Here is a 24,130-nt window from a genome sequence, read left to right as displayed (position 1 = left end):
CTCAGTACGAGAACGGCCAGGACTTGAAGTAGGCCTTGATCCGCAGCCAGATCCCGGCGAGCCCCCTCGGCTCGAACACCAGGAAGATCACGATGAGCACCCCGAAAATCGCTTGGTTCAGGGCGAACACGCTGATGAAACCCTCACCTCCGACACTCGTCTGGACCCCAGGGATGGCATCGCCGAACCGGTCGATCAAGGCGGGCAACGCCCCGACGAACACCGCGCCCAGAATGGAGCCGAACACCGTCCCGAGCCCACCGACGATGACGATCGCGATGTACTGGATGGACAGCAACAGGTTCCACTCATCCGGACTCACGAACTGCTGGTACGCACCGAAAAGTGCGCCCGCGACGGACGCGATCGCGCTGGACACCACGAATGCGCCGATCTTGTACCGCCCCGCCCGGACGCCGATCACCTCGGCCGCCTGGTCGCGGTCCCGCACGGCCTGCAGCGCCCTCCCGGGCCGCGTCCGCACCAGGTTCTTGACCAGCAACGCGATCACCGCGACCAGCGCCCACACCAGCCAGAAGTAGCCCTGGTTGCGCGAGTACACCTCGCCCGCGAGCTCGACCCGGTTGAGGTCCAGGGGGCCGAGGCTGAGGTCCGCGTTGATCGACGTCCCGGAGTTCCCGCCGGTCAGGCCCTTGAAGTTGCGCCAGATGTGTTCGCCGATGAACACCAGGCCGAGCGTGACGATCGCCAGGTAGTGACCTCGCAGCCGCAGCGCGAACGGTCCCACCACCGCGCCGAGCAGACCGCCGGTGATCGCGGCCAACGGCAGCCAGAGCACGAGCGGAAGCCCGAGTTTCCCGCCGAACCAGCCGGTGATGTAGGCACCCGCGCCGATGAAGAACGCGTGCCCGAGCGAGATCTGTCCACAGTAGCCGGTGAGCAGGTTGAGCCCGATCGCCCCGACCGCGGTAATTCCGACGTAAATGAGGACCGACAACCAGAAGTCGTCCTGGATCACCATCGGGAGGAGCAAGAGCACGCCCAGCATGAGCGCGAGCCCGGCTTTGGCCATCGGCGACCCGAAAAGCCTGAGGTCCTGCTTGTAGTCGCGGACCAGGTTGCGATGCGCCTTCCCCATCAGACCCGCCTCACGTCTTTGGTCCCGAGCAGCCCGTAGGGCCGGATCAACAGGATCACGATCATCAGCAGATAGGGAACGATCACACTCACGTTGTCCCCGGCCCACGAGAACAACTGGTCCTGGTACCCACGCGTGAGCGCCTCGGCCAGCCCGATGACCAACCCGCCGAGAACAGCTCCCGCGGGCGAGTCCATCCCACCCACGATCATCGCCGGGAACGCGGCCAACGCGATGAACCCGATCGACGGCGACAACCCTCCCGGCCCCGCCGCCATCGCGATCCCCGCCAACGCCGCCAACGCCGCCGCGATCGCCCACGACACCGCGTACACCCGCTTCGCGCTGATCCCCTGCGCCAACGCCGCCTCGGGATCGAACGCCGTCACCCGCATCGCCAACCCCAGCGACGAGTACCGGAAGAACACGAAGAACCCGGCCACCACCGCCGCCGTCAACCCAATGGTCCACAAGTCCCGGACCCCGAACACCAACCCGCCGACCTCAACGGTCTGGATGTTCCAAGGATTGCGCACCTGCTTGTTGTCAAATCCCCACACCGCCGTGATCAACGGCTCCAGGACGAACAGAAGCCCGATGGTGATCATGATCACCGCGAACGGAGGCTGCCCCACCATCCGCCGCAGAACAATCCGCTCAAACCCCGCCCCCACCACACCAGCGGTAACACAAGCCAAGACAATCGCAACCCCAAACCCCAGCAAGAGATTGTTCGAGAACGTATACCCCAAATAAGCGCCCAGCGCCAACAACCCACCCTGTGCGAAATTAATAACCCCAGTCGACTTGAAAATCACGACAAACCCCAACGCCACCAACGCATAAGTCGACCCCAGCGCCAACCCCGCAAAACAGTTCTGCAAGAACACAGTCACCCCACCGCCACCCCCTCCCAACTCCGGTCCGCCACATTGCGCGCCACTCGCACCCAACAGTTATCCACACCCCGCGCCACCCCATAGCCCCACCCTGCTACCCCCGATAGACTGACCTTGGGGCCGCCCCCTGGGAGCGGCGGGGGATTCCTGTTGGGATGAGGGGAAGCGGCTCTTTGGCGGTTTGCCCGCTTGGGGGCGGCATTTGATGGGCGCCGTTGCGGTTCGATTTTGCGCGGGGCGGCGGCGCCCATACGCTTTCCGGCAGGGCAGGTCGCCAGACCTGTTTGCCTTTCGCCTGCCCGGGCGCCGCGGACGTCCCCGCACAAAATCGAACCGCCCCAGCCACAGAAGGCGCCGCCCCCACCCGCAGGCCCGGGGCTCATCGGTACATCTCCTCGATCTGGGTGGCGAAGCGGCGGGCGATGGCGGTGCGTTTGACCTTCTGGGTGGCGGTGAGTTCGCCGTCTTCGTGGTCGAGTTCTTTGTCGAGGAGGCAGAACCGCTTCACGTGTTCGACCTGCGCCAGCTGTCGGTTGGCGGCGTGCACGACGTTGCGGATCAGCGCGAACACCTCCGGCTTTCCCGATAGGTCCGCGTAGGTGGTGTAGGGGAGGTCGCGGCGGGTGGCCCAGTCGCCGACCGTCTCCAGTTCGATGCCGATCAGCGCCGTGACGTATTTCCGGCGGTCTCCGATGACGATCGCTTCCCTGATGTACGGCGAGACTTTGAGGAGGTTCTCGATTTCGGACGGCGAGATGTTCTTGCCGCCGGCGGTGATGATGATGTCCTTCTTGCGGTCGGTGATCCGCAGGTAGCCGTCGTCGTCCAGCGTGCCGATGTCGCCGGTGTGCAGCCAGCCTTCGTCGTCGACCGGTGACGACGTGATGTTGAGGTAGCCCTGGAACACGCCCGCCGAGCGCGTCAGGATCTCCCCGTCGGCCGCGATGCGCACTTCCACGGACGGACTCGCCACTCCCACTGTCCCGAGTCGCACATCGGTGGCTGGGTTGAGGGTGCAGATGGCCGTGTTCTCCGTTTGGCCGTAGCCCTCGCGGACCTGGATCCCGATGGCCCACAACCATTCCAGCACCTGGGGGGCGATCGGCGCGGCGCCGCTCAACGGTACCCGGACCCGGGCCATCCCCAGCTTCTCCCGCAGCGAACGGAAAACCAGCAGCCAGCACACGCCAAGCACAGCTCTGTCCACAAGCGACAGTGAGCCGCGCATTCGCCGCACCGAGATCCGGCGCCCCGCGGAAACGCAGGCCCGGTAGGTAACCCGCTTCAGCCAGGAGGCGTCGGCCATCCGGATCTCCACCCCGGCCATCATCTTCTCCCACACCCGCGGCACCCCGAGGAACACCGTAGGCTGCACGTCCCGCAGGTCATGCGGGAACGACTCGCCGCCCTCCCCGAAGTTCACGGTCGCCCCGGCCCACAAAGCGTCCATCACGGACAACAACCGCTCGGCGACGTGACACAAAGGCAGGTAGCTCAACAGTTCGTCGGAGGGCCCCGCGGGCAACGAGGTCACGAAGGACTGCCCGGCCGCCACGAGGTTCGCGTGCGAGATCATCGCGCCCTTGGGTGGCCCGGTGGTTCCGGAGGTGTACACCAGGATCGCGGTAGCCGAAGGATCCAGCTCCGCGACCGAAGCCGCGTAAGCGTCCAGAACGTCCTCGCGATCGGCCACATCAGCGAAGGTCAGCACATCCGGCGACCGCACGCCGCGAGGGTCGATCACGATGATGTGCTGCAGGGCCAGCAACCGGTCCCGCACGGCGAGCACCTTGTCGAGCTGCTCCTCGTCCTCGGTGACCAGTACCTCAACGGAAGCGTCCGCCAGCACGTACTCAACCTCTGCCGCCGGCGAAGTGGGGTAGATGCCGACGCTCACCCCGCCGAGCCCCTGCACGGCGAGGTCCGTGAATATCCACTCAGGACGGTTCTCCGCGTGGATGGCTACCCGCGTGCCCGGCCCGACGCCCAGGTCCCGCAACCCGGCGGCGATCCCGGCGACCCGCGAAGCGTAAGCGGCCCAAGTGAACTCCTGCCACTTGCCGAACTGCTTCCACCGCACGCCAACATCCCGCGGCCGCGACGCTGCCAGTTCAAGTAACCGCGCAGGCAGCGTGGTCTTCTCTGCCGGGGCAGCTGTCATGCCGCACCGCCGAGATAGGCCTCCACGACCACCGGGTCGTGCTGGATCTCCGCCGGGGTCCCGGTCGCGATCGGCACGCCGAAGTCCAGCGCCAGCACGCGGTCGGCGAGGTCCATGACCAGCCGCATGTCGTGCTCCACCAGGATCATCGTCAGCCGCAGCCGGCGCCGGACCTCGGTCAGGTACCGGGCCATGTCCTCGGTTTCCTCGAGGTTCATCCCGGCCACCGGCTCGTCCAGCAGCAGCAACCGGGGCTCCATGGCCAAAGCGCGGCCCAGCTCGGCCCGTTTCGCCACGCCGTAAGGCAGAAGTCCCGCTGGGGTCCGCCGGTAGGCCTCCAGCTCCAGCAGTTCGATGACCTCCTCGACCGCCGACCGGTGCTGGATCTCCTCGCGTTTGGCCCGCCCCCACCACAACATCCCGGACACCATCCCGGTGCGCATCAGGTGGTGCCGGCCCAGCATCAGGTTGTCGATCAGCGACAGGTTCTCGAACAGGCCGAGGTTCTGGAACGTCCGCGCCACGCCGAGGGAGGCGATGCGGGCGGGCGACTTGCCGGTCAGCTCGACGTCACCCAGTTTGATGCTGCCCTGTTGCGGGCGGTAGACGCCGTTGAGGCAGTTGAAGATCGAGGTCTTGCCCGCGCCGTTCGGACCGATCACCGCGAACAGCTCACCGGAGTGCACGTCGAAGCTGACGCCGTTCAACGCGGTCACCCCGCCGAACCGCAACGTCAGGTCGCGCACGGTCAAGCGCTCCACCGCTTCCTCCTCCGGTAGGTCTTGATGTCGGCGAAGGACCTTCGTTCGCCGGAACCCAGGTAGAACTCGCGGATGTCCTCGTCGGCCAGCAGTTCCGCGGCCGGTCCGTCCTTGACGACCTTCCCGTTCTCCAGCACGTACCCGGCCTGCGCGATGGCCAGCGCCATCACCGCGTTCTGCTCGATCAGCAGCACGCTCGTGCCCTGCCGGTTGATCTCCACGATGATGTCCCGCACCTGCTCGACCAGCCGAGGCGCGAGCCCCAGCGACGGCTCGTCGAGCAGCAGCAACGACGGTGACGCCATCAACGCCCGCCCGATCGCGAGCATCTGCTGCTCCCCGCCGGACAGATAGCCCGCGATCGACTTCCTGCGCGAGGCCAGCAGCGGGAACAAGTCGAGAACCCGCGCATACGACTCCCGCGCCTCGGCGCGTGACCGGGTGTGCGCGCCCGCCCGGAGGTTCTCGTCCACGGTGATCTCGGCGAACACCCGGCGACCCTCGAGCACCTGGGCGATGCCGCGGCGGACCACTTTGGCCGGGTCCATGCCGGTGATGTCCTCGTCGTCCAGCCGGACTGTGCCCTTGGTGATCTTGCCGCGGTGCGGCATCAGCAAACCCGAGATGGCCCGCAGCAGCGTCGTCTTGCCCGCGCCGTTCGCGCCCAGCACGGCGACCACCGCCCCGCTGGGCACCTCGAGGCTGAGGCCACGAAGTACGAGGACTACGTCGTCGTAGACCACTTCCAGGTTGCTCACCGACAACACAGTTGTGCCCCGTCCTTCGCGCCGTTGACAAACCGGGCAAACCGCTTGTGACCTAGATCACGGACGCTAGCTGCGGGTTCGGGGCTGGGCAAGCCACCTAAGTCGGATTGTGACCTCTGGTTACTCGACAGTTAAATACCGCAGGCCGCGGATCACGAACTCGGGACGACGCTCGGGTTCGGCGGCCAGGTGGAGATTGGGCAACCGGGTGATCAACGCGCCAAGCGCCGCCGAGATCTCCACGCGGGCCAGTGGCGCGCCGACGCAGTAGTGGATCCCGGCGCCGAACCCGATGTGCGGGTTGGGGTTCCGGCCGACGTCCAGAACGTCCGGTCGCACGAACACCTCGGGGTCGCGGGCGGCGGCGCCGAGCAGGGCGGCGATCTTGTCGCCGGGCTGCAGGGTCACGCCGCCGATGGTGACCTCCGCGGTCGCGGTCCGTTCGAACAGCTGCAGCGGCGCGTCGTACCGGATCAGCTCCTCGACAGCGGTCGGGAGCAGCGCGGGATCATCGACCAGCCGCTGCCACTGCGACCGGTTGCGCATCAACGCGAGCACCCCGTTGCCGATGACGTTCACGGTCGCCTCATGCCCCGCCATCAGCAGCAACACCGAGGTGGCGACCAGCTCGTCCTGGCTCAGGCGGTCCCCGGCGTCCCGCACCGACACCAGGTCGCTGATCAAGCTGTCCGGTGCCGGATCCGCGGCCAGTTCCCGCAGGTAGGCGACGAACTCGGAAGCCGCCTCTTCGGCCTTCGCCCGCATGTCCGCGGGCAGGCCGTACTCGTACATCTTCACGATCGCGTTCGACCACGGCACCAGCCGCGCCCGGTCCGCCAACGGCACCCCGAGCAGCTCCGCGATCACCTCGACCGGCAGGGGAGCGGCCACGAAGGCCAGCAGGTCGCCGTGCCCGTCGGCGGCGATCGCGGCGGCGAGGTCGTCGACCAGACGCGTGGACAGCTTCTCCACCCAGGGCCGCAGCCGCTCGACATGACCGCGCAGAAATGCGGTGGATACAAGCTTGCGCAGCCGGGTGTGGACGGGCGGCTCGTTCTCCAGCAAAGAGTTGCGATGCAGCAGGTTGAACGAGGTGAACTGCTCGATCGGGGTGGCGTCCGACCAGATCCGGCCCAGCGACCGGTGCCGCAGCACCTCCGAGCACGCGGCGTGCGACACGGCGACCGCCAGGCCGAGGCCCGGGTGCTGGTGGACCGGGCCATTCGCCCGCAAAGCGGCGAACGCGGGATACGGATCGGCGACGAAATCGGGGTCCTGCGGGTCGAACGGCATGTCGGTCACCGTATGTCCGCAGTTCACACGGTTGCCAGCGGGACGTGTCACTATCACTGAGTGTTGCCTGAAGTCGTAGCGCACCGTGGTGCCTCCGCCGAACGGGCCGAACACACCCTGGCCGCCTACGAGCTGGCGCTCGCCCAGCAGGCCGGCGGGCTGGAGTGTGACGTCCGGCTGACCAAGGACGGCGAGCTCGTCTGCGTGCACGACCGGACCCTGGACCGCACCTCCGACGGCTCCGGCGTGGTCAGCACCAAGACCCTAGCCGAGCTGAACAAGCTCAGTTTCGGCGACGAGAACCCGGGTGTGCTCACCCTGGACGACCTGCTGGGCCTGGTCCGGCCGGGGGTGCGGCTGTTCGTCGAGACCAAGCATCCGGTCCGCTACGGCGGTCTCGTCGAGGCCAAGCTGGTGGCGTTGCTGGCCCGGCATGGACTCGCGCGGCCGAAGGACAAGGACGAGTCGCCGGTCGTGGTGATGTCGTTCTCGCAGCGCGCGATCCTGCGGATGCGACGGCACGCACCGCAGCTGCCGACGGTCATGCTGACGAGCACACGCGTCACGCCGCGCATAGGCGACTACGTCGGGCCGAGCATCGACCGCCTGCGCACGGACCCGGACTACGTGGCCAAAGCCGGACGTCCCACGTATGTGTGGACCGTGGACGAGCCGGCCGACGTCCGGCTGTGCCGCGAGCTGGGCGTCCGGTTCCTCGCGACGAACAAGCCCGCGGCGACCGCGGCCGTGCTGCGCGGTACGGTCCCGGGGACACAACCGTCCGAGATGACTTAGAGGAGTACCAGGTGGGCAAGGGCGCCGGGGCGAAGCAGGCCAGACGAGCACGGCGCGCGTCCGCCGGGGACGAGGGCATCAACCCGCGCCAGGCGTGCCCGTGCGGTTCGGGCAAGCGGTACAAGGCGTGCCACGGGGCGCCCGGCGGTGCCGCCGACCTGTCCGGGGCGCGGCCGTTCGAGGGCCTGGCCGGCGAGTGCGAGCTGGTCGCGCTGCGTGAGTTCGTGCCGTCCGCGACCGTGACCCTGCCGCTGAAGACCGAGGCCAAGCGGACCATCACGCTGGGCACGGTGCTGCCACTGGCCTCCGCCGCCCTGGTGCGGGCCGGTGAGGACGAGGCCGCGTTCATCGGCCTGCAGGTGCAGACCCGTTCGGAGAACATCAGCCGCGATGTGGCCGAGGCGATCGAGTGGGCGCTGACCGCCGAGGCGGGCGAGGTGCTCAGCATCGTGCCGCAGACCGGGACCACCCGGCTGCAGGACCTGATCGACGCGGACGCCGTGGTCGAGCCCGAGGTGCACGAGGACTTCGGCTGGTGGCTGGCGCCCGGCACGGACGCGACCGGCGAGGTCGCGCTGTCGCTGGAGCGGGCCAACGCGGCGATCATGCCGACCCACCGGATCGGCCCGGCCGCCTACTGGACCCTGGCCGGCGACAAGGCCTACCTGCGCTGGGTGCGCCCGGAGCCGGAGGAGCAGCTGATGGCCGCCATGGCCCGGCTCGCCGCCGCGGGCACGCTGACCGTGGGCGAGGGCTCCAAGTACGCCGGCTCGTTCCGCGCGCACGGCCTGCTGGTGCCGGTGTTCGACCTGGACCCCGAGCCGCACGCCCGCGAGTGGGAGAAGCCGGCCGCCGAGCTGGGCGAGCGCCTGGCCGAGGCACTGGCGTCGCTCGAGGGCACGCCGCTGACCGGTGAGGAGCGCCGGTCCCGGGACGGGCTGATCGGCCGCCAGGTCACCATCCGATGATCCTGCACATCTGCGGCCGTTCGGAATGGCCGGAGAGTGGCGACTACCGGGCGGACTCGCTCGACGAGGTGGGCTTCATCCACTGCGCCGACTACGGCACGGTGCACATGCCAGCCGGTCAGTTCTTCGCGGGCCGGTCGGACCTCGTCCTCCTGGTCATCGACCCTGACCTGCTGGAATGCCCGGTACGGTGGGAAGAGGCCGATCCGCCCGGGGACAACCTCCCCTGGTTCCCGCACGTCTACGGACCGATATCGCGACGAGCGGTGGTGGCCGTGCACGAGTTCCCGGCGGGTCCGGACGGCCGGTTCCGGCTGCCCGCCGCCCTGGCCGGAAACGGGAACTGAAAGACAAGGCAACCCCCGCGGGCCGACTGGCGTGTTCCGCATGTCCAGTGAGTCGTCTCGCGGGGAGGGTGGATGACCTCGGTTCTGTCCCGGGCTGCGGTCCATCCAGCTGACTCGGGGGATAACGCAGTGGACGACTTCGGCGAGTTCGTCCGGGCGGCGTTGCCCGGCCTGCTTCGCTACGGGTATGCCCTGACGGGCAACCCGCACGACGGAGCCGACCTGGTCCAGGCCGTCCTGGAGAAGATCGGCGCCCGGTGGTCGACGGTCGTGCGCAGCACAGGTGACCCGCTCGCCTACGCGCGCCGCGCGATGTCGAACACGCACATCAGCTGGTGGCGACGAAGAAGGAAGGAAAGCCTGGTCGCCGACCTGCCGGAGGTCGCGGGCCCGTCCGTACCTGACTCGTTCGACAACGAGCCCCTCTGGCAGGCTCTACGCGCGTTGCCCCAGCGGCAGCGTGCGGTGATCGTGCTGCGCTACTACGAGGGTCTGTCCGAGGCGGAGATCGCCGAGACCCTGCGGATCAGCACGGGAACGGTGAAAAGCCAGGCGAGTAAGGCGATGGCGAGTCTGCGGACCAGGCTGGGCGCGACGGCGGAAGGGAGGCACTGAGGATGGACGACCTCGAGGAGGAGCTGACCAGGCTCTTCCAGGACAGGAGGCTGGACGTCCAGGTGGCCGCCGACGCCGAGAAGACCGTGGTCGCCGGGGCCCGCCGGGTTCGCCGCAACCGCATCGCGCTGGTCAGCGCGGCGGGTGTGGTCGCCGCGGCCGTCCTGGCCACCGGAACCATCGTGCTGACTCACGGACCGTCGAAGTCCAACCAGGTGGCGGACGCACCCACACTCTCCGTCACCTCGACCTCGACCGACACCACGTCGCCGGGAACCACACCCCAGGTCCAGACCCCGTCGGCGGCGACCACGCCGCCGGCATCCGGGCGCGCGAACGCGCCGACGGTGATGACCAGTCCGCGTGGACCGGCCGCGTCGACCTCGAAGCCGGCGGTCGTGCCCGCGGTCACCGCCACCGTGCTCGGTCCGAACGGGTACGGGCCGTTCCGGCTCGGCATGACCGCCGAGCAGGTGGTCGCCACCGGTCAGGTGAACCAGCCCGCCGCCCCGGTCCCGGCCGGCCAGTGCGTGACCTACACGATCGGCGGCCAGCCGGGCTCCCGGATCGTGGTCTCGCCCCGCTCGGGAGTGGTCCTGATCGACCCGTCGATCAAGGTGCACACCCCCGAGGACGTCGGCGAGGGAACGAACATCGAGATCGCGCTTTCGCACTACCGCGACTTCGACGCGCAGAAGTCGCCCTCGGTGGTCGCGGTGCCGGGCCGCACGTCAGCCTGGTACTCGATCTCCTACGACATGGACACTTCGAAGGTGACCGGGATCATCCTGCTCGGCAGCCAGACGGAATGCTGAGGAACTAGACCGAACCACCGGCGGCACGCGGGGCGCCGGCGTCCGAACCGGCGTCGCCGACCGTTTCCCGGGCGATGAAGTTCTCCACGTCGAACAGGTTTCCGTTGGCCCGCTTGAACACGTTGAGCAACGTGGACATCTGCGCGACCTCCTCGACCTGCTCCTTGAGGAACCACTGCATGAACTGCTCGCCCTTGTAGTCGTCCTCGTCGCGGGCGGTCTTGGCCAGCCGGATCACCTCGTCGGTGACCTGCCGTTCCTGGTTCAGCGCGAGCTCGACCAGCTCCACGGCCGTGCTGAAGTCGTTGCGCACCTCGTCGACACCGGGGACGGTCACCTTGATGTCGTTGTCGAGCAGGTACTGCACGATCATCATCGCGTGGTTCCGCTCTTCCAGCGCCTGGTGGTAGAAATGCTTCGCGAGCTGGGGGAGGTCCTGGTCGTCGAACCACACGGCGACCGCGATGTACTGCTGGGAAGCGGTGAACTCGTTACGGATCTGCTGCTGCAGCAGCTCGTGGAACTTGCTGGTCATGTCCGCAAGATAACCAAGAGCCCTTGTTTCCACAATTTGGCGATGCTAATTTAGGCAAGCCTATCGAGAATGCATTTAGGTAAGGCGTTCCTTATTTCCCGCGGGATTTCCGGGGTGGGACGGCCTTGGCCGCCCCACCGTTGATTCCGGGTCAAAAAGCCAGGCCCATGCCGTTGGGCCGGTCACCGCCGCCCTTGTTCCGGTTACAGGGAATCGCGGTTGATCGGGCAGGACATGCAACGCGGCCCGCCCCGGCCGGAGCCCAGCTCGGACCCGCTGATCCGGAGGACCTCGATGCCGGCCTCCTCGAGCCGCGCGTTGGTCTCCACATTCCGTTCGTACGCGACGACAACACCCGGCGAGAGGGCCAGCGTGTTGTTGCCGTCGTCCCACTGCTCGCGTTCGGCGGTCACCGAGTCGAGCCCGGTGTCGATCACGCGCAGCCGCTCGATCCCCATCGCCTCGGCTGCGGCGCTCAGGAACGGCACCGGCCCGGAAGCGGCGACCCCGCCGGAGCCGTCGGGCCGCATCGGGTACGCCATCAGGGAGTCGCGGACGGCGGGGTACATGACCACCGCGTCCTTGTCGACCATCGTGCACACGGTGTCCAGGTGCATGGTCGCGCGGTCCTGAGCGATCGGCACGGCCAGCACGGTGTGCGCGAGACCGTCCGCGAATGCCGACCGCGCAAGGGATTCCGCGCCTGCCGGAGTCGTGCGCTCGCCGACCCCGATGGCGAGCACGCCCGGCGCGAGCAGCAGCACGTCGCCGCCCTCGACCGGAGCGGAGTGCGCGCCGTACGCGCGGCCGGACAGCCGGAACCGCGGGTGGTAGGCGTACACGAGATCCAGCACGGAGGTCTCGCGGACCCGCGCGGGCATGGCCAGCGAGGCGATCGCGACCCGGTCGCCGATCCAGACCGACGAGTCCCGGCTGAACAACAGGTTCGGCAGCGGGTCGATGGCGAAGTCGTGCGGCCCGTGCATCCGGCGCACCAGCGACGCGCCCTCGGCGACCGGCAGCTCCTCGAACGTCATCCCCGCGGTCAGCACGTGCGCCAGGGTCTTGCTGTCCACGCTGGACAGGTGCGACCGCAGCGAGTCGGCCAGCTCGTAGCCCAGCCTGCGCTCGTCCACAGCAGTCAAGACGCCGGTGGCGCGGGCGCGGCCGTCCTCCAGCGCCTTGCCCAGCACGTCGGCCAGCAGCATCACTTCGACGCCCCGGTCGGTGAGGACCTGAGCGAACCTGTCGTGCTCCTCCTGCGCGCGGTCCACCCACGGGATACCGTCGAAGAGCAGCTTGTCGTTGTTGCGCGGGGTGAGCCGCTTGAGCTCGGCCCCGGGGCGGTGCAGCAGGACGGTACGGAGCGTGCCCACCTCGCTGTCGACTCGGGGCTGCGCCTGGGGCTCGACCTCGGCTGTCACGTCTGTTGCGGAGTACGCGGTCACGGTTCGAAGGCTACCGGCTGGATATGCAAATCGTCGCGTACCGAGGTGATTTCTCATCGAAACATACGGTGCGGAGTGATCGAAACAGTGATTCGTTTCGCCTGGTGACGGAAATGTACGCGGTTTGTTGCGTCCCGGATCGGCCGGTACGGTCGGATTCGGTGGCAGGAGTCGGGGAGCGGTCTTGATACGCGCAGTAGCGGCATTGTGTGTGCTGCTGGTGGCCGGCTGTGGGAGCAGCGGCGCACCGGCAGGGCCCAAGCTGACCATCGGCATCCGGTTCGACCAGCCCGGCCTGGGCCTGCGCGGATCGGACGGCGGGTACACCGGGCTGGACGTCGACGTGGCCAAGTACGTAGCCACGCGCCTGGGTACCGACAGCCGGAACATCACGTTCGTCGAGGCGCGCGCGGCCGACCGCGAGTCCATGCTCGAGCAGAGCAAAGTGGACATGGTCGTGGCCACCTACTCGATCACCGACGCCCGCAAGCAGCACGTGGACTTCGCCGGTCCGTACTTCGTCGCGGGCCAGAGCCTGTTGGTGCGCAAGGCGAACGCGGACATCGACGGGCCGGAGTCGTTGAACGACAGCGACTGGCAGCTCTGCTCGGTCACCGGGTCCACTCCGGCGCAGAAGGTCCAGGCGACCTATGCGGCTTCGGTCACGTTGGAGCAGCACGGTTCCTACCGGGAGTGTGTGGACGCGTTGCTCAAGGGCGACATCGACGCGGTCACCACCGACGACGTGATCCTCGCGGGCTACGCCGCCGAGCAGCCCGAGCGGCTCAAGCTCGTCGGCAAGCCGTTCTCCACCGAGCGCTACGGCATCGGCCTGCACAAGGGCGATCCGCGCCGCCGTCAGGTGACCGAGGCGCTGCGGTCGATGATCGCGGACGGCAGCTGGCAGAAGTTCGTCACCGACAGTGTCGGCCGGTCGGGTTACCGCGCGCCGGTCAAGCCGCAGGTGGCCGACAGTCCGTAGGGTCGTGCCATGGGCATCCTCGACGGCAAGGTTGTGATCGTCACCGGTGCGGCGCGGGGCATCGGCCGCGGTGAGGCGCTGGAGTGCGCCCGGCAGGGCGCTTCGGTGGTGCTCGCCGACTTCGACCCGTCACCGGCGTACGACGTGGCCGACGAGATCATCGCCGCAGGTGGCCGAGCCGTCGTCGCCTCGGGGGACGTCGCCGACACCGACTTCGCCGACCAGTTGGTCACCGGCGCCGTCGAGGAGTTCGGTCACTTGGACGCGCTGGTCAACAACGCGGGCATCCTGCGCGACCGCACGCTGGTGAAGATGACCGACGAGGAGTGGGACGCGGTGGTCCGGGTCCACCTCCGCGGCCATTTCGCGCCCACCCGCGCGGCCTGCCGGTACTGGCGTGCCGCCCAACGCCCCGGCCGGATCGTGCACACCAGCTCGACTTCCGGTCTGCTCGGCAACTTCGGCCAGACCAACTACGGCGCCGCCAAGGCCGGGATCGCCGCGTTCTCAACGATCGTCTCGATCGAGATGGCCCGGTTCGACGTGACCTCCAACGCCATCGCGCCCTCGGCCCGCACCCGGATGACCGAGCCGTTGTTCAGCGCGGTCGCCGAGGCCGAGGACGGTTTCGACTTCTTCGACCCGGACAACATCGCCCCGCTGGTGGCCTACCTGTGTTCGCCGGACGCCGGGCACATCAGCGGCAAGGTGTTCGGGGTGCAGGGCGACAGCGTCGAGATCTTCCAGCCCTACACCTCCGTCGCGGAGATCAAGGCGGGCGGCAAGCGCTGGGACCCGGCCGATCTCGCCGAGCAGATGGGCGGGTTGTTCACCTCGTCCGGGATCCAGCCGGGCCCGGAGAACATGATGCAGCGGATGCGCTACAACGTCACTTAGGCAGCCAGGAAACCCCGCTGAGCAACGAGTATCCGACGAACGCCACCACATCCAGCAGCGTGTGCGCGATGACCATCGGCCACAACCTGGTGGTGCGCTGCCAGATCCGCCCGAACACCAACCCCATCACCAGGTTCCCGACGAACCCACCGAACCCCTGGTACAGGTGGTAACTGCCGCGCAGCACCGAGGAGAACAGCAACGACTTGTTCTCGCCGAACCCGAGCTGCCGCAACCGGGTGATGAGGTACGCGATCACCAAGGTCTCCTCGGCCCACGCGTTCCCAAACGCGGACAACGTCAGCGCGATCGGCCGCCACCACGTGTCCGTCAACGTCGTGGGCACGACCTGCAGGCTCACACCCAACGCATACGCGAGCAGGTACAACCCCAGCCCCGGGATGCCGATCAGCGCCGCCAGCCCCACACCCCGCAACGGGTCACTGCGGAAGTACCGCAGCCCCACGTCCCTCAGCTGTCTACCCGCCCGCCACAACAGGTAGACGCCCAACGCACCCCACGCCACCAGTTGCACCGCGCTGAGCAGCTGCTTGAAGAGGTCGATCAGGTCCGCCGTGGCCTGCGGGACGTTCAACGCCACCTTCTGGTCGCTCAGCGGCGCCGGCGCCAGCAACGAGTCGACCAGCGACAACAGGCTCCGCAGCCCCGACATCCCCAGAGTCACCAGGAAGACGATCCACAGCTCGATCTTGATTGCTCTGCGCTGCTCGGGGTCGGTCACGACCTCCCGATCGCGCCGCGGCGCCAACCAGCCGCGTAGTCCGTTCGCCACCCCCGCACGCTACCCTCCGCCCATGGCCCGACGAATCGCGACGAACACCAAAGTGGACCGTGCCGAGCTGCTCGACTTCCTCCGCCCCCGCCACCGCACGATTCTGGTCACCCACAAACCCGACGGGACCCCACAAATGTCCCCTGTGACATACGGAGTGGACACCGAAGGCCGGGTGGTGATCTCGACCTACCCGCAGCGAGCCAAAGTCCGAAACCTCCGAACCAACCCCCAAGCCTCCCTCTGCATCCTGTCCAACGACTGGGACGACCCCTGGGTCCAGGTGAACGGCGAAGCAGAAGTCCTCGACCTCCCCGAAGCCCTCGAACCATTGGTCGACTACTTCCGCAGCATCTCCGGTGAACACCCAGACTGGGACGAATACCGAGAGGCGATGCGGAAACAAGGAAAAAGCCTCATCCGCATCACCCCCACCACCTGGGGCCCCATAGCAACCGGCGGCTTCCCCGCCCACCTGGCAACCGACTAGTCAACCAACCAACTAACCCAATTCCACCAAGCACCCACTCCACCCCACCCCAACGCACGCAAGCGCCCAGAGGGCACGCACCCAACCCACCCCAAAGGATCCGAAGGATCCCTTGCCCCTCTTGGCGGCCTGCCGCGCGGCGAGCGCATTCTTTCCACCCCTCAGAAAAACTCAGCGAACGCGATCACCAGTGGGTTGGCAATCCGGGTCGAGAGCAGCAAGCTCAGCCCCCAGCCGAGCAACCTCAGCCACCCCCAACTCGGTATACAACCGCAGCGCAGCCCCCCAATGCTTCCGAGCCGTATAGTGCTCCCCAACGGCATGCTGAGCCTGAGCAATCCCCCGGTGCGCCCGCCCCTCCTGATGCCGATTCCCGGTATCAATCGACATCGTCAACGCATGCCGATACTCCGTCAACGCCGCCATATGCGCCCCCGCCGCGGCATGCGTCTCCCCAAGATCATTATGGATCTCACTCTCCAGATCCGTATCCCCGATCTGCCGCGCCAGCGTCAGCGCCTGCTGCTGATGCGAAAACGCCTCAGTCGTCCGCCCCAGCTGACAGTACGTATACCCAAGGTTCGCCAGCACCGCCGCCTCCCCCTGCCGATCACCGAGCGACTGATGCAGCGCAAACGCTTTCCTCTGGTGATCCAGCGCCTGCGGATACTGGCCCAGCCGCTGATGAACAATCCCGATATTGGCCAAAGCGATAGCCTCCCCAAGCCGATCCCGGATCAGCTCGAACTTCGCCAAAGCCTGGCCGTAGTGCGTCAAAGCCTCGGGATAACGCCCCAGTTCCTCGTAGATGACCCCCAGGTTCCCGAGCGTCCGAGCCTGCTGCCGGACATCCCCCAACCGCTCCTGCAACACGAGCACCTGACCGAAATGATCCAGCGCCTGGGGATACTGCCCCAGCCGCTGATGCACGATCCCGGTATTCGACAAAGCCGTCGCCGCCCCCACCTCATCGCCGATTTGTCGATAAATTCCCAAAGCGTCAAGGTGATGATCCAGCGCCTGCGGCAACCGGCCCGCACGTCTGTGCGCGGTCCCCAAATTGTTCAGCGTTTCGGCCAGCGCCATGGGGTCGTCCAAAGCGCGCGCGGCGGTCAAAGCGAGCTCGTGGGTGGTGTGCCAATCGTTCAGGTGACCCCGGATATAGAAATATGACCACAACGCATGCGGCAGCTCCCACGCATACGAATGCCACCCCCGCGCGGCCGCCGCGACGGTGACGGCGACGAGTGTCGACCGTTCGGTCTCCAGCCACGTCATCGCCGAGTCGTAAGACGGGAACTCGATGTCGACCGGCGGCGGCAGCAGCTTCCGCCGGTTGGGGTCGATCTGCTCCATCGCGGCCATCGCCATGTCCAGGCACCAGCCGAACAACCGGTGCAACGCCGCCGAAGTCTCCGAATCGTCCACCAGCGAACCGGCATAGGCGGACAAGAGGTCGTGACAGCTGAACCGCGACCGCTCCTGAACCACCAGGTGCGCGTCCACGAGCCGGGCGAGCAAAGGCCGGGCAGCCTCCACAGTGGACCCCAGCAGTGCCGCCGCGCCCTCAGCGGAGACGTCCGCCCCGGGAATGCAGGCCAGCAACCGGAACATCTCCCGCTCGGCAACCCCCAGGTGCTCGTAGGAGTAGTCGAGCTGGGTACTCACCGCCGCACGGGAGTCACCGTCGATCACCAACTGGCCCAGGCGGTTCTGCTCCAACGTCTGCACATAAGACGCGATCGGCTGCGACCCGAGGTTCGCCGCGGCGATCCGCAGCGCCAACGGCAACCGCCCGCACAACGACACCAACCGGTCGGTGGCCTGCCGCGAGGCATCGACACGATCGCCCAGCAACCGCCGCATCAACGCGAAAGACTCGTCGTGGGACAACAAGTCCACGTCGATCCGCCGCGCCCCGTCCATCGCCACCAGTCCACCCAGCCGGTCCCGGCTGGTGACCAGCACCAGACACCCAGGCTGCCCGGGCAGCAGCGGCCGCACCTGCCCGGCACTGTCCACATTGTCCAGAACGACCAGCATCCGCTTGCCGGCCAGCAACGACCGGTACATCGCGGCCCGGCTCTCCACCGACGCCGGGATCTGGTCACCGGGCACACCCAGCGACTGCAACATCAGATCCAAGGCCCGCGCAGGTTCGACCCGTGGCGCCGACGAGTACCCGTTCAGGTTCAGGTACAGCTGCCCATCGGGGAACTCCGGCGCGATCTGGTGCGCCCACTGCACAGCCAACGCCGTCTTGCCCACTCCGGCCGTCCCCGCGAGCGCGGTGATCACCAACGCGTCCGCGGACACCAGCGAGTTGAGCTGTTCGATTGCGTCCGCACGCCCGATGAAGTCGGCAACGGCAGCGGGCAACTGAGCGGGCTTCGGCACCGCGCGCTCGTCCGGCTCCTGCAGCAGCGACATGTGCAGCTCACGCAGCGCCTGACCCGGTTCGACCCCCAGTTCGTCGATGGTGTGCTGCCGGATCCGCGCGAAGCACTCCAGCGCCTCCGCGGTCCGGCCCATCGCCCGCAACGCCCGCATCCGGGCCGCGACCAGCGGTTCCACCGACGGCCACGCGGCCACCGGACCGGCCAGCCGGCTCGCGACATCGGCCGCGCGCCCGTCGTCGATGGTCAGCTCCGCCCACTCGGCCAGCGCGGCGATGTACTGCTGCTCGATCTTGTCCCGGACCTGGACGACCCACTGGCCGTCCAGGTTGTCCAACGGACGTCCCTGCCACAGGTCCAACGCGCGGTCGAGGAACTCCATACGCTCGCCGTCGGCAACGGCAGTCCGCGCCTGCTGTAGCAGTTCGTCCCACTGCCATAAGTCGACAGCATGAACAGGGGCTGCCACCTGGTACCCGCCCGTGCGCTTGTCCAGGGCGAGCCCGTGCTCGGTGAGGATCCGACGCAGGCGCGCGATGTAGCTGTACAGCGTGTTGCGCACGGAAACCGGCGGGTCCGCGCCCCACACCCGGTCGACCAGGACGTCGAGCGGCACCGGGCGGCCTGGCGAGGCCAGCAGCGCCGCGAGCACGCAGCGCTGGCGGACCGTGCCCAGGTCCACCCGTTGCTCGCCGGCCCAGCCTTCGACCGAGCCCAGCAGAACGAACTCCATCTGTCTCCCCCACGCCCAGCCGAGCAGCCCTCACAGTGACAACACCGGCCAGACGGGATTGGTTGCACGATTTTCCTACGGTCGTGCCAACCGTTCTGGGTGCCCGACACCAGCGCAAGACCCAGAGGAGTGATGGAGCGCGGCGAGAGGTACTGCTTGCCGCCGGTTACGCCGTTTTCCGCTCGGCTGCCAGTCCATGATCATCGCTCGGCCGCCGGGCCTGAGTGCCCTGCGCCGATCCGTTCGCCGAACGTGTACGCCCGGCCGCTGACCATGTCCCAGTAGCGCTGCTGAACACCCGCGTCGAGACCCGGCTGCGCGACGGCAGCCCGGACGGCGGTCCGATCAGGACACTGCTGCTGCAGATGCTCCCGCTGGACGGGGAACGCCATGCCGAGGCGCAGGTCCTCGCGCCGGTTCCCGGCCCGGGCCGCGGTCACCCCCGCGATCGCCGAGGAACTCCTCAAGGGCGTGGCCGGGTTCGAGGAGTACATCGCGAGCGGGATGGCGCGTGCCGACGTCCCGACGCCCGCCGGCACGCTGCCGCCCTGCTGTCCATGCTGGACGGTCCGACCTCGCACATTCTCATCGGGCTGCAGACCCCGGAGTCGGCGGTCGCCGCCCTCGACACGCACCTGGACCGGCTCCTCGCCCGGTGACGGGCGGGGAACCGGCATGCGGGTCAGTGGTGGTCGAGCTGGGCGCGGATCTCCCCGCCCGGGAACGTCGCGCTGTGCACGTTGACGTATGTGACCCCGGCCCGCATGGCCTTGGTCAGCTCGGCGAACTCACCGGCGGCGATTCCCTGGCCGGTGGGCCCGATGATGTCGGTGGCCTTGATGGTGCCGCTGATCGTCGCCGGGGCGGCCGGGCAGGCCTGGGTGCCGGCCGGGCCGTTGCCCAGGTTGGTGCAGAGGAACACGCTGATGCCGCCGCTCTGCGACCGGCCGCCGAAGTGGATGTGGGACTGGGTGACGTTGCCCGCCAGGCCCGAGTAGCTGAGCTGGTAGGAGATCTCCATGGTCCGGTCGTTGATCGACGCCCGGAACTGTCCGCCGCCGGTGGTGGACAGCACCAGCGGGTCCTCCTGATAGCCGGAGAGGGACTCCCGGAAGGTGTTCCGGCCACCGAACGAGTCGGCGGCGGGGGACGCCGTGCTCGCCGTCGCGGACAGCGCGACCGCCGCGCCCACCGCGGCCATGACTGCGAGCAGACGCCTGTGACTAGTCATCAGTGTTGCCTCCTGGGGTGAAAGGCCACGCCAGGAGGTAACTACGCCGATGGTCTTGCGGCGGTTCACCGTCTACACGGGAACTCAGCCCTGTTTTCTGGTCTCCGCGAGGAACGGGCAGCCGACCAGGCGGCGCAGCTCGTTCGCCAGTTCGGCGGTGGTGGACACCGGCTGCTCGAACGCGAGGCGCACGTCGTGGTCGGCGTCGCTGGCCTCGACCCGCAGCCGTAGCCCGAACCGGTCCAGGCCCAGCGGCCGGATGTGCCCACCGCGCAACTCGGCTGGCAGGTGGCGGCCCAGCAGGGACACCACGTCGGTGTGCGCGAGTTCGAGGTGCCGCAACCAGTCCGCCTCGTAGACGCAGAATGGGTCGGCCGTGGCGCCGGTGAACTCGTCGATGCTGAGCGAATGCGTGCCCTCGGCGTCGGCCAGCACCATCGACGCGGGCACGACCTGCAGCATCGTGGCGCCGTGCCCGACGTCGAGCAGCCGCGGATCCGGCCGGTCTTCGGCGACCAGCATCGCCGCCCGCCGAGCCTCGTCCTCGGACAGCGCGCGAACCCAGCCGGTGAGCCAGAGCAGGCCGCGGACCGGTTCGCGCAACGGCACCGGCGCGGTGTCGGCCAGCTCCAGCATCGCCGCGAGCTCACCCCGTGGCGCCGCCCAGGCGGCCGTGACCAGCGGATGGCTTTGTGTGATCAGCACGCTGGCGGTGCCGTCGGCGTGCACGTGGTGAGTCAGTGGGGTGATCTTCCCGGCCAGACCCTCGGCGGACGGCAACAGGGTCGCCTTGCCGCCACGCGCCGCCATGGTGCGGGCGCGTTCGGCCGGAGTGGGGGTCTGGGTCACTGCTCACCTCCAAGTAAGGCGAGCCTAACTTGGAGGGAGCGTGGTTGGGAAGTGGGCATCACCCCGTCAGGGCAAACCCCACGGCGAAGCAGGCCCGGACGAGGCGACCGGGGCCGCCTCGAAGTCCGGCCGGTCACCCTTTCGGCTGATCAGCGCCTCGGCGCCGCGCGGCAGGTCCACCTCGATCGTGCCCGGGGCTTGTTCTCGCCAGCTGAGATCACGGCCCCCGCGGTCCTTGACCTGAAGCTCGCCGGTGATGCCATGCCGGACGACACAAGGCGCGCCCGCCTCGCTCTTGAGCCGGAGCCACCGGGTCTGCCCGTTCTGCCGGGACGCGCTGAGCAGGAACGCGCCCTGGGTGCGGAAGTTGTCGATGGCGATGTCCGGCCACGGCGCCGCCGGGAACACCCGCAGCACACCGCCCCAGCTCTGGCAGATCATGTCGTGCAGGGACTGCGCGGCCGACAGCGGCGTCTCGATGACCGGGCCGGACTCCTTGTACATGGTGTTCGGCTGGATGAACCGGCGCAGCAGCTCGGTCAGGTAGAAGTTCGCCTTGTCCGCCCGCAGCATCTGCGCGGAGATCGAGGACGCGCCGGTGAACGTGTAGCCCTGCAACGCGCCCTCGAAGGTGATCCAGTGCTGCAGCGACTTGTCGATCAGCTCGCGGTTCTCCGGCTGCTCCCAGGTGACCTCGTACAACGGGTAGATCTGCAGCAGGTGCGAGTAGTGGCGGTGCGACTTCGCGAACGGCACGCCCGCGCCGATCATGTACCCGTTGGCGTCCACTTGGTACGGAACGAGAGTGCCGAGCACCTCGCGCCACTTGGCTTCCAGCGGGTCGGAGATCCGCAGGATCGCGGTCGCCTCGAGCAAAGTCCGGCAACCCCAACGAATCAGCGCGAGGTCGTACGTGCAGTCCGGGGCGTTCACGCCGTACTCGGGGGAGAACGTGAACGGCAGGTGCAGCTTGCCGTCGGCGCCGGGCGCGAGGAAGTGCAGGTAGTAGTTGATCGCGCCACGCAGCAACGGGAACAGGACGTTGCGCAGGATCCGCTCGTCCATGGTGTGCCGGTAGGACAGCCAGACGTTGTGCAACGCCCAGGTCAGGTTGCCGACCTCCGGGGTGGGCGTCTCCTTGCCCGGGACGCCGACCGGGAAGCCCGCGGTGCCGGTTCCGCCACCGTTGAGCAGGGTCATGTCCGTCGTACGGGGGATGCCGTAGCTGCCTTCGCGGTACTCCGGCGCGACCTGCGAGTTGAGGTTGTCGCGGAACCGGTCGATGGCGTAGGTGACCGCGTCGAGCTCGAGGTGGTTCGAGGCGTGGATCAGCCAGTACTCGAGCTGGACGTTCAGGTTCCACCAGGTCGCCGGCCAGGGCGTCGGCTCCAGCCACGGCCCGCTGGTCGCCATCACCGGGGCGTCCTTCCGCGCGGCCGAGGCGACCTTGTAGAGCTGGATCCAGTAGAACGACTGCAGCCTTGTGTCCGAAATGGACAGGAAGCTCCTCCGGTAGTAGTCGTGCCACCATTGCTGGTGTTCCTGCGCCAGCTCCCACAACGGGCCGACGAGCCGGACCATCCGCATCGCCTTCGCACCCGCGGACCGCTCCGGATGCGACCACGCGACCGCCGTGTAGAGGGTCCTCGTCGAACCACGACTGGTCTCGCGCCAGGCGGTCACGTGTTCGCCTCCGGCGAGAAGTGACTGCACCGCAAGGGTTGTGTCGCCGCTGGTGTGGATGTCGGCCGGCGGGTTGGGCAGGTACCCTTCCGGCGGCGGCTTGCCGAAGACGGGGTCGGTCCGCGGGCTGACCGCCGTCGCGGGATGGAAGACCCACTTGAAGCCGCGTTCGCCGTCGGTCGGCGTGATCTCGATGGCGAGCACCGACCGGACACTGTGGACGATCGCCCGGATCTTCAGGCTGCCGTTCGTGGTGGTGAGCGTGCCCGTCAGCTCGGCGTTCCAGAGGTCGAGCCGCCAGTCGATCGCGGTGATCGTGCCGGCCGGCTCCAGCGTGAAGTACCCGATCGGCAGCCGGGCCAGGCCGAACAGCGAGCCGAACTGTGGCCGGTGGTCCTGCACCTGGCTGTGCTGGACGTTGAACCGGATCGCGTTGCGGCCGGGTTCGGCGTAGATCCCCGACCCGAGGAACCCGTTGCCCAGGAAGGGGCCGTCGTACCAGGTCGTCGGCATCCGCCGCCAGACAAGATCGGCCCCACCCAGAAACCCGGCCCAGTCGACGCCACCGCCAAGGCCCGCAGCTCCGAGGTCTTGTCCCGCGCTGTTGTCCTCGGCCAGCGCGGCCGCCGGATTCACCAGTGTCGCCCCGGCCATCCCGGCCAAGGCCCCTGAGAGGATCGTGCGTCGGTTGAGGTCGGCCACTCTGCCACCTACCCGTTCGTATACCTCCGATGTTTCCTCGAAACTAGGCTGCTCGGTGGAGTGCGGTCAAGACGTGAAAACGTTCACATACCTGAAGCCCTCGGACCTCTACCGGGAGGTCTCACGCTGTGGAAATTGCCGTGGACGGGCTGCGGCCGCGGGTTAGCGTGGGCGGATGATCAGTGCTGGGCATCTTCTGGCGTTCATGGGTGTGGTGTTGCTGGCGGCGATGTCCCCGGGGCCGGACTTCGTGATCGTGACCCGCCACGCGGCGGTATCGGGCCGGCGTGCCGGGATGGCGACCGCGTTCGGGATCGCCAGCGGTGTGTTCGTGTGGGCCGTGGTGGCCGCGTTCGGCGTGGCGAGCCTCCTGGCGGCGTCCGCGATGGCGTTCACCGTGGTCAAGCTGGTCGGCGCGGTGTACCTCGCCTACCTCGGCGTCAAGGCCCTCATCGCGGCCCGGCGGCGCCGCGAGAAGGTCGAGCTCGGCCAGAGCGCGACCACTGTGCGGCCCTGGTCGGCGTTTCGCCAGGGTCTGTGGACGAACCTGCTCAACCCCAAGTGCGCGGTGTTCTTCGTGGCCTTGATGCCCCAGTTCCTCGCGGGCACACCAAGACTCGACCAGACGCTGCTGCTGTCTGCGCTGGCCGTCGTCGTGACGGTGGTGTGGTTCACGGTGCTGGCGAACATCGTGGGCGCCCTTCGGAAGTTCTTCACCTCGCCACGAGTGCGCCGCACGATGGACGCCGTCACCGGCACCATCCTGGTCGGCCTGGGCGTCAAGATCGCCCTCGACTGACGGCTCACCACATGACGCCGACGTGGGGACGGCCGGGCCGGTCCCACTCATCGAGCGACAGGTGGTCATGGC

23 protein-coding genes are annotated in these 24,130 nt (G+C 68.1%); 10 read left to right on the top strand and 13 right to left on the bottom strand.

The features are described 5' to 3' along the window. Position 1: 1 nt before the first annotated feature. The 6 genes from AB0J95_RS03980 to AB0J95_RS03955 all read right to left on the bottom strand — a co-directional run bounded on the left by AB0J95_RS03980 (position 2) and on the right by AB0J95_RS03955 (position 6,980). Positions 2-1,099 (bottom strand): branched-chain amino acid ABC transporter permease, encoded by a 1,098-nt coding sequence (locus AB0J95_RS03980; RefSeq protein ID WP_364751934.1) that lies wholly within the window; start codon positions 1,097-1,099, stop codon positions 2-4. Beyond that, on the bottom strand, positions 1,099-1,995 hold the full coding sequence (locus AB0J95_RS03975; RefSeq protein WP_364751931.1) for a branched-chain amino acid ABC transporter permease: 897 nt from the start codon (positions 1,993-1,995) through the stop codon (positions 1,099-1,101). The genes AB0J95_RS03980 and AB0J95_RS03975 overlap by 1 nt, the downstream gene beginning before the upstream one ends. Positions 1,996-2,377: 382 nt before the next feature. Continuing rightward, positions 2,378-4,159, bottom strand: a complete 1,782-nt coding sequence (locus tag AB0J95_RS03970) for an AMP-binding protein (RefSeq protein ID WP_364751928.1) — start codon at positions 4,157-4,159, stop codon at positions 2,378-2,380. Then, positions 4,156-4,920, bottom strand: a complete 765-nt coding sequence (locus tag AB0J95_RS03965) for an ABC transporter ATP-binding protein (protein WP_364751925.1) — start codon at positions 4,918-4,920, stop codon at positions 4,156-4,158. The genes AB0J95_RS03970 and AB0J95_RS03965 overlap by 4 nt, the downstream gene beginning before the upstream one ends. Then, positions 4,908-5,678, bottom strand: coding sequence for an ABC transporter ATP-binding protein (locus AB0J95_RS03960; protein WP_364751922.1), 771 nt, complete (start codon positions 5,676-5,678; stop codon positions 4,908-4,910). The genes AB0J95_RS03965 and AB0J95_RS03960 overlap by 13 nt, the downstream gene beginning before the upstream one ends. 129 nt (positions 5,679-5,807) lie before the next feature. After that, positions 5,808-6,980: a cytochrome P450 gene (locus AB0J95_RS03955; RefSeq protein WP_364751918.1), complete on the bottom strand. Its 1,173-nt coding sequence runs from the start codon at positions 6,978-6,980 to the stop codon at positions 5,808-5,810. 60 nt (positions 6,981-7,040) lie between these two features. Here AB0J95_RS03955 and AB0J95_RS03950 point away from each other — a divergent pair, with 60 nt between their 5' ends. From AB0J95_RS03950 to AB0J95_RS03930, 5 genes are all read left to right on the top strand, one after another. Beyond that, complete coding sequence (locus tag AB0J95_RS03950) at positions 7,041-7,775, top strand: glycerophosphodiester phosphodiesterase family protein (RefSeq protein WP_364751915.1); 735 nt, start codon at positions 7,041-7,043, stop codon at positions 7,773-7,775. Between the two features lie 11 nt (positions 7,776-7,786). Then, on the top strand, positions 7,787-8,743 hold the full coding sequence (locus tag AB0J95_RS03945; protein WP_364751912.1) for a DUF5926 family protein: 957 nt from the start codon (positions 7,787-7,789) through the stop codon (positions 8,741-8,743). Next, positions 8,740-9,090 (top strand): DUF952 domain-containing protein, encoded by a 351-nt coding sequence (locus AB0J95_RS03940; protein ID WP_364751909.1) that lies wholly within the window; start codon positions 8,740-8,742, stop codon positions 9,088-9,090. The genes AB0J95_RS03945 and AB0J95_RS03940 overlap by 4 nt, the downstream gene beginning before the upstream one ends. 72 nt (positions 9,091-9,162) lie before the next feature. Further along, complete coding sequence (locus AB0J95_RS03935; RefSeq protein ID WP_364751906.1) at positions 9,163-9,705, top strand: SigE family RNA polymerase sigma factor; 543 nt, start codon at positions 9,163-9,165, stop codon at positions 9,703-9,705. A 2-nt stretch (positions 9,706-9,707) separates the two neighbouring features. Then, a complete protein-coding gene (locus AB0J95_RS03930; RefSeq protein WP_364751904.1) occupies positions 9,708-10,520 on the top strand; it encodes a hypothetical protein in 813 nt (270 codons plus the stop codon). Positions 10,521-10,524: 4 nt separating this feature from the next. On the opposite strand, the gene AB0J95_RS03925 is transcribed toward AB0J95_RS03930, so the two are convergent. Both AB0J95_RS03925 and AB0J95_RS03920 read right to left on the bottom strand, forming a co-directional pair. Next, on the bottom strand, positions 10,525-11,055 hold the full coding sequence (locus AB0J95_RS03925) for a ferritin (protein WP_364751901.1): 531 nt from the start codon (positions 11,053-11,055) through the stop codon (positions 10,525-10,527). Positions 11,056-11,258: 203 nt separating this feature from the next. After that, positions 11,259-12,503, bottom strand: coding sequence for an arginine deiminase (locus tag AB0J95_RS03920; protein ID WP_364751898.1), 1,245 nt, complete (start codon positions 12,501-12,503; stop codon positions 11,259-11,261). Positions 12,504-12,687: 184 nt separating this feature from the next. Here AB0J95_RS03920 and AB0J95_RS03915 point away from each other — a divergent pair, with 184 nt between their 5' ends. Further along, positions 12,688-13,485: a glutamate ABC transporter substrate-binding protein gene (locus tag AB0J95_RS03915; RefSeq protein WP_364751895.1), complete on the top strand. Its 798-nt coding sequence runs from the start codon at positions 12,688-12,690 to the stop codon at positions 13,483-13,485. Between the two features lie 9 nt (positions 13,486-13,494). After that, positions 13,495-14,382 (top strand): SDR family NAD(P)-dependent oxidoreductase, encoded by an 888-nt coding sequence (locus tag AB0J95_RS03910; protein WP_364751892.1) that lies wholly within the window; start codon positions 13,495-13,497, stop codon positions 14,380-14,382. Here AB0J95_RS03910 and AB0J95_RS03905 read toward each other — a convergent pair. Then, entirely contained in the window at positions 14,375-15,175 is an 801-nt protein-coding gene (locus tag AB0J95_RS03905) for a CPBP family intramembrane glutamic endopeptidase (protein ID WP_364751889.1), read from the bottom strand. The two genes, AB0J95_RS03910 and AB0J95_RS03905, sit on opposite strands and share 8 nt — an antisense overlap. A 22-nt stretch (positions 15,176-15,197) precedes the next feature. Between AB0J95_RS03905 and AB0J95_RS03900 the strand changes: the two genes are divergently transcribed. After that, positions 15,198-15,665 carry a PPOX class F420-dependent oxidoreductase gene (locus AB0J95_RS03900; protein WP_364751886.1) on the top strand — a complete coding sequence of 156 codons (468 nt, stop codon included), beginning with the start codon at positions 15,198-15,200 and terminating at the stop codon, positions 15,663-15,665. A gap of 171 nt (positions 15,666-15,836) precedes the next feature. Here the strand turns inward: AB0J95_RS03900 and AB0J95_RS03895 are convergent, their stop codons facing one another. Next, complete coding sequence (locus tag AB0J95_RS03895; protein ID WP_364751883.1) at positions 15,837-18,794, bottom strand: tetratricopeptide repeat protein; 2,958 nt, start codon at positions 18,792-18,794, stop codon at positions 15,837-15,839. A gap of 365 nt (positions 18,795-19,159) precedes the next feature. On the opposite strand from AB0J95_RS03895, the gene AB0J95_RS03890 reads away from it, so the two are divergent. Further along, positions 19,160-19,453, top strand: a complete 294-nt coding sequence (locus tag AB0J95_RS03890) for a hypothetical protein (protein WP_364753459.1) — start codon at positions 19,160-19,162, stop codon at positions 19,451-19,453. 23 nt (positions 19,454-19,476) lie between these two features. Here AB0J95_RS03890 and AB0J95_RS03885 read toward each other — a convergent pair whose 3' ends face one another. From AB0J95_RS03885 to AB0J95_RS03875, 3 genes are all read right to left on the bottom strand, one after another. Further along, positions 19,477-20,025 (bottom strand): CHRD domain-containing protein, encoded by a 549-nt coding sequence (locus tag AB0J95_RS03885; RefSeq protein ID WP_364751880.1) that lies wholly within the window; start codon positions 20,023-20,025, stop codon positions 19,477-19,479. Positions 20,026-20,109: 84 nt separating this feature from the next. Next, complete coding sequence (locus AB0J95_RS03880; protein WP_364753457.1) at positions 20,110-20,835, bottom strand: DUF2470 domain-containing protein; 726 nt, start codon at positions 20,833-20,835, stop codon at positions 20,110-20,112. A gap of 105 nt (positions 20,836-20,940) precedes the next feature. Further along, complete coding sequence (locus AB0J95_RS03875; protein WP_364753454.1) at positions 20,941-23,211, bottom strand: Tat pathway signal sequence domain protein; 2,271 nt, start codon at positions 23,209-23,211, stop codon at positions 20,941-20,943. Between the two features lie 223 nt (positions 23,212-23,434). On the opposite strand from AB0J95_RS03875, the gene AB0J95_RS03870 reads away from it, so the two are divergent. Further along, positions 23,435-24,058: a LysE family translocator gene (locus AB0J95_RS03870; RefSeq protein ID WP_364751877.1), complete on the top strand. Its 624-nt coding sequence runs from the start codon at positions 23,435-23,437 to the stop codon at positions 24,056-24,058. The last annotated feature ends 72 nt before the right edge of the window (positions 24,059-24,130 follow it).

It is taken from the genome of Actinocrispum sp. NPDC049592 (assembly GCF_040675465.1).
In the GTDB taxonomy this organism is placed as follows: Bacteria; Actinomycetota; Actinomycetes; order Mycobacteriales; family Pseudonocardiaceae; genus Kibdelosporangium.
This window is presented reverse-complemented; position numbering and strand designations above follow the sequence as displayed.

Bases quoted from the DNA above. Each gene is read 5' to 3' on its own strand.
- AB0J95_RS03885 (WP_364751880.1), bottom strand. From the start codon at position 20,025: ATGACTAGTCACAGGCGTCTGCTCGCAGTCATGGCCGCGGTGGGCGCG.
- AB0J95_RS03970 (WP_364751928.1), bottom strand. From the start codon at position 4,159: ATGACAGCTGCCCCGGCAGAGAAGACCACGCTGCCTGCGCGGTTACTT.
- AB0J95_RS03890 (WP_364753459.1), top strand. From the start codon at position 19,160: ATGCTCCCGCTGGACGGGGAACGCCATGCCGAGGCGCAGGTCCTCGCG.
- AB0J95_RS03980 (WP_364751934.1), bottom strand. From the start codon at position 1,099: ATGGGGAAGGCGCATCGCAACCTGGTCCGCGACTACAAGCAGGACCTC.
- AB0J95_RS03930 (WP_364751904.1), top strand. From the start codon at position 9,708: ATGGACGACCTCGAGGAGGAGCTGACCAGGCTCTTCCAGGACAGGAGG.
- AB0J95_RS03955 (WP_364751918.1), bottom strand. From the start codon at position 6,980: ATGCCGTTCGACCCGCAGGACCCCGATTTCGTCGCCGATCCGTATCCC.
- AB0J95_RS03925 (WP_364751901.1), bottom strand. From the start codon at position 11,055: ATGACCAGCAAGTTCCACGAGCTGCTGCAGCAGCAGATCCGTAACGAG.
- AB0J95_RS03910 (WP_364751892.1), top strand. From the start codon at position 13,495: ATGGGCATCCTCGACGGCAAGGTTGTGATCGTCACCGGTGCGGCGCGG.
- AB0J95_RS03870 (WP_364751877.1), top strand. From the start codon at position 23,435: ATGATCAGTGCTGGGCATCTTCTGGCGTTCATGGGTGTGGTGTTGCTG.
- AB0J95_RS03875 (WP_364753454.1), bottom strand. From the start codon at position 23,211: ATGGCCGGGGCGACACTGGTGAATCCGGCGGCCGCGCTGGCCGAGGAC.
- AB0J95_RS03935 (WP_364751906.1), top strand. From the start codon at position 9,163: ATGACCTCGGTTCTGTCCCGGGCTGCGGTCCATCCAGCTGACTCGGGG.
- AB0J95_RS03895 (WP_364751883.1), bottom strand. From the start codon at position 18,794: ATGGAGTTCGTTCTGCTGGGCTCGGTCGAAGGCTGGGCCGGCGAGCAA.
- AB0J95_RS03880 (WP_364753457.1), bottom strand. From the start codon at position 20,835: ATGGCGGCGCGTGGCGGCAAGGCGACCCTGTTGCCGTCCGCCGAGGGT.
- AB0J95_RS03940 (WP_364751909.1), top strand. From the start codon at position 8,740: ATGATCCTGCACATCTGCGGCCGTTCGGAATGGCCGGAGAGTGGCGAC.
- AB0J95_RS03900 (WP_364751886.1), top strand. From the start codon at position 15,198: ATGGCCCGACGAATCGCGACGAACACCAAAGTGGACCGTGCCGAGCTG.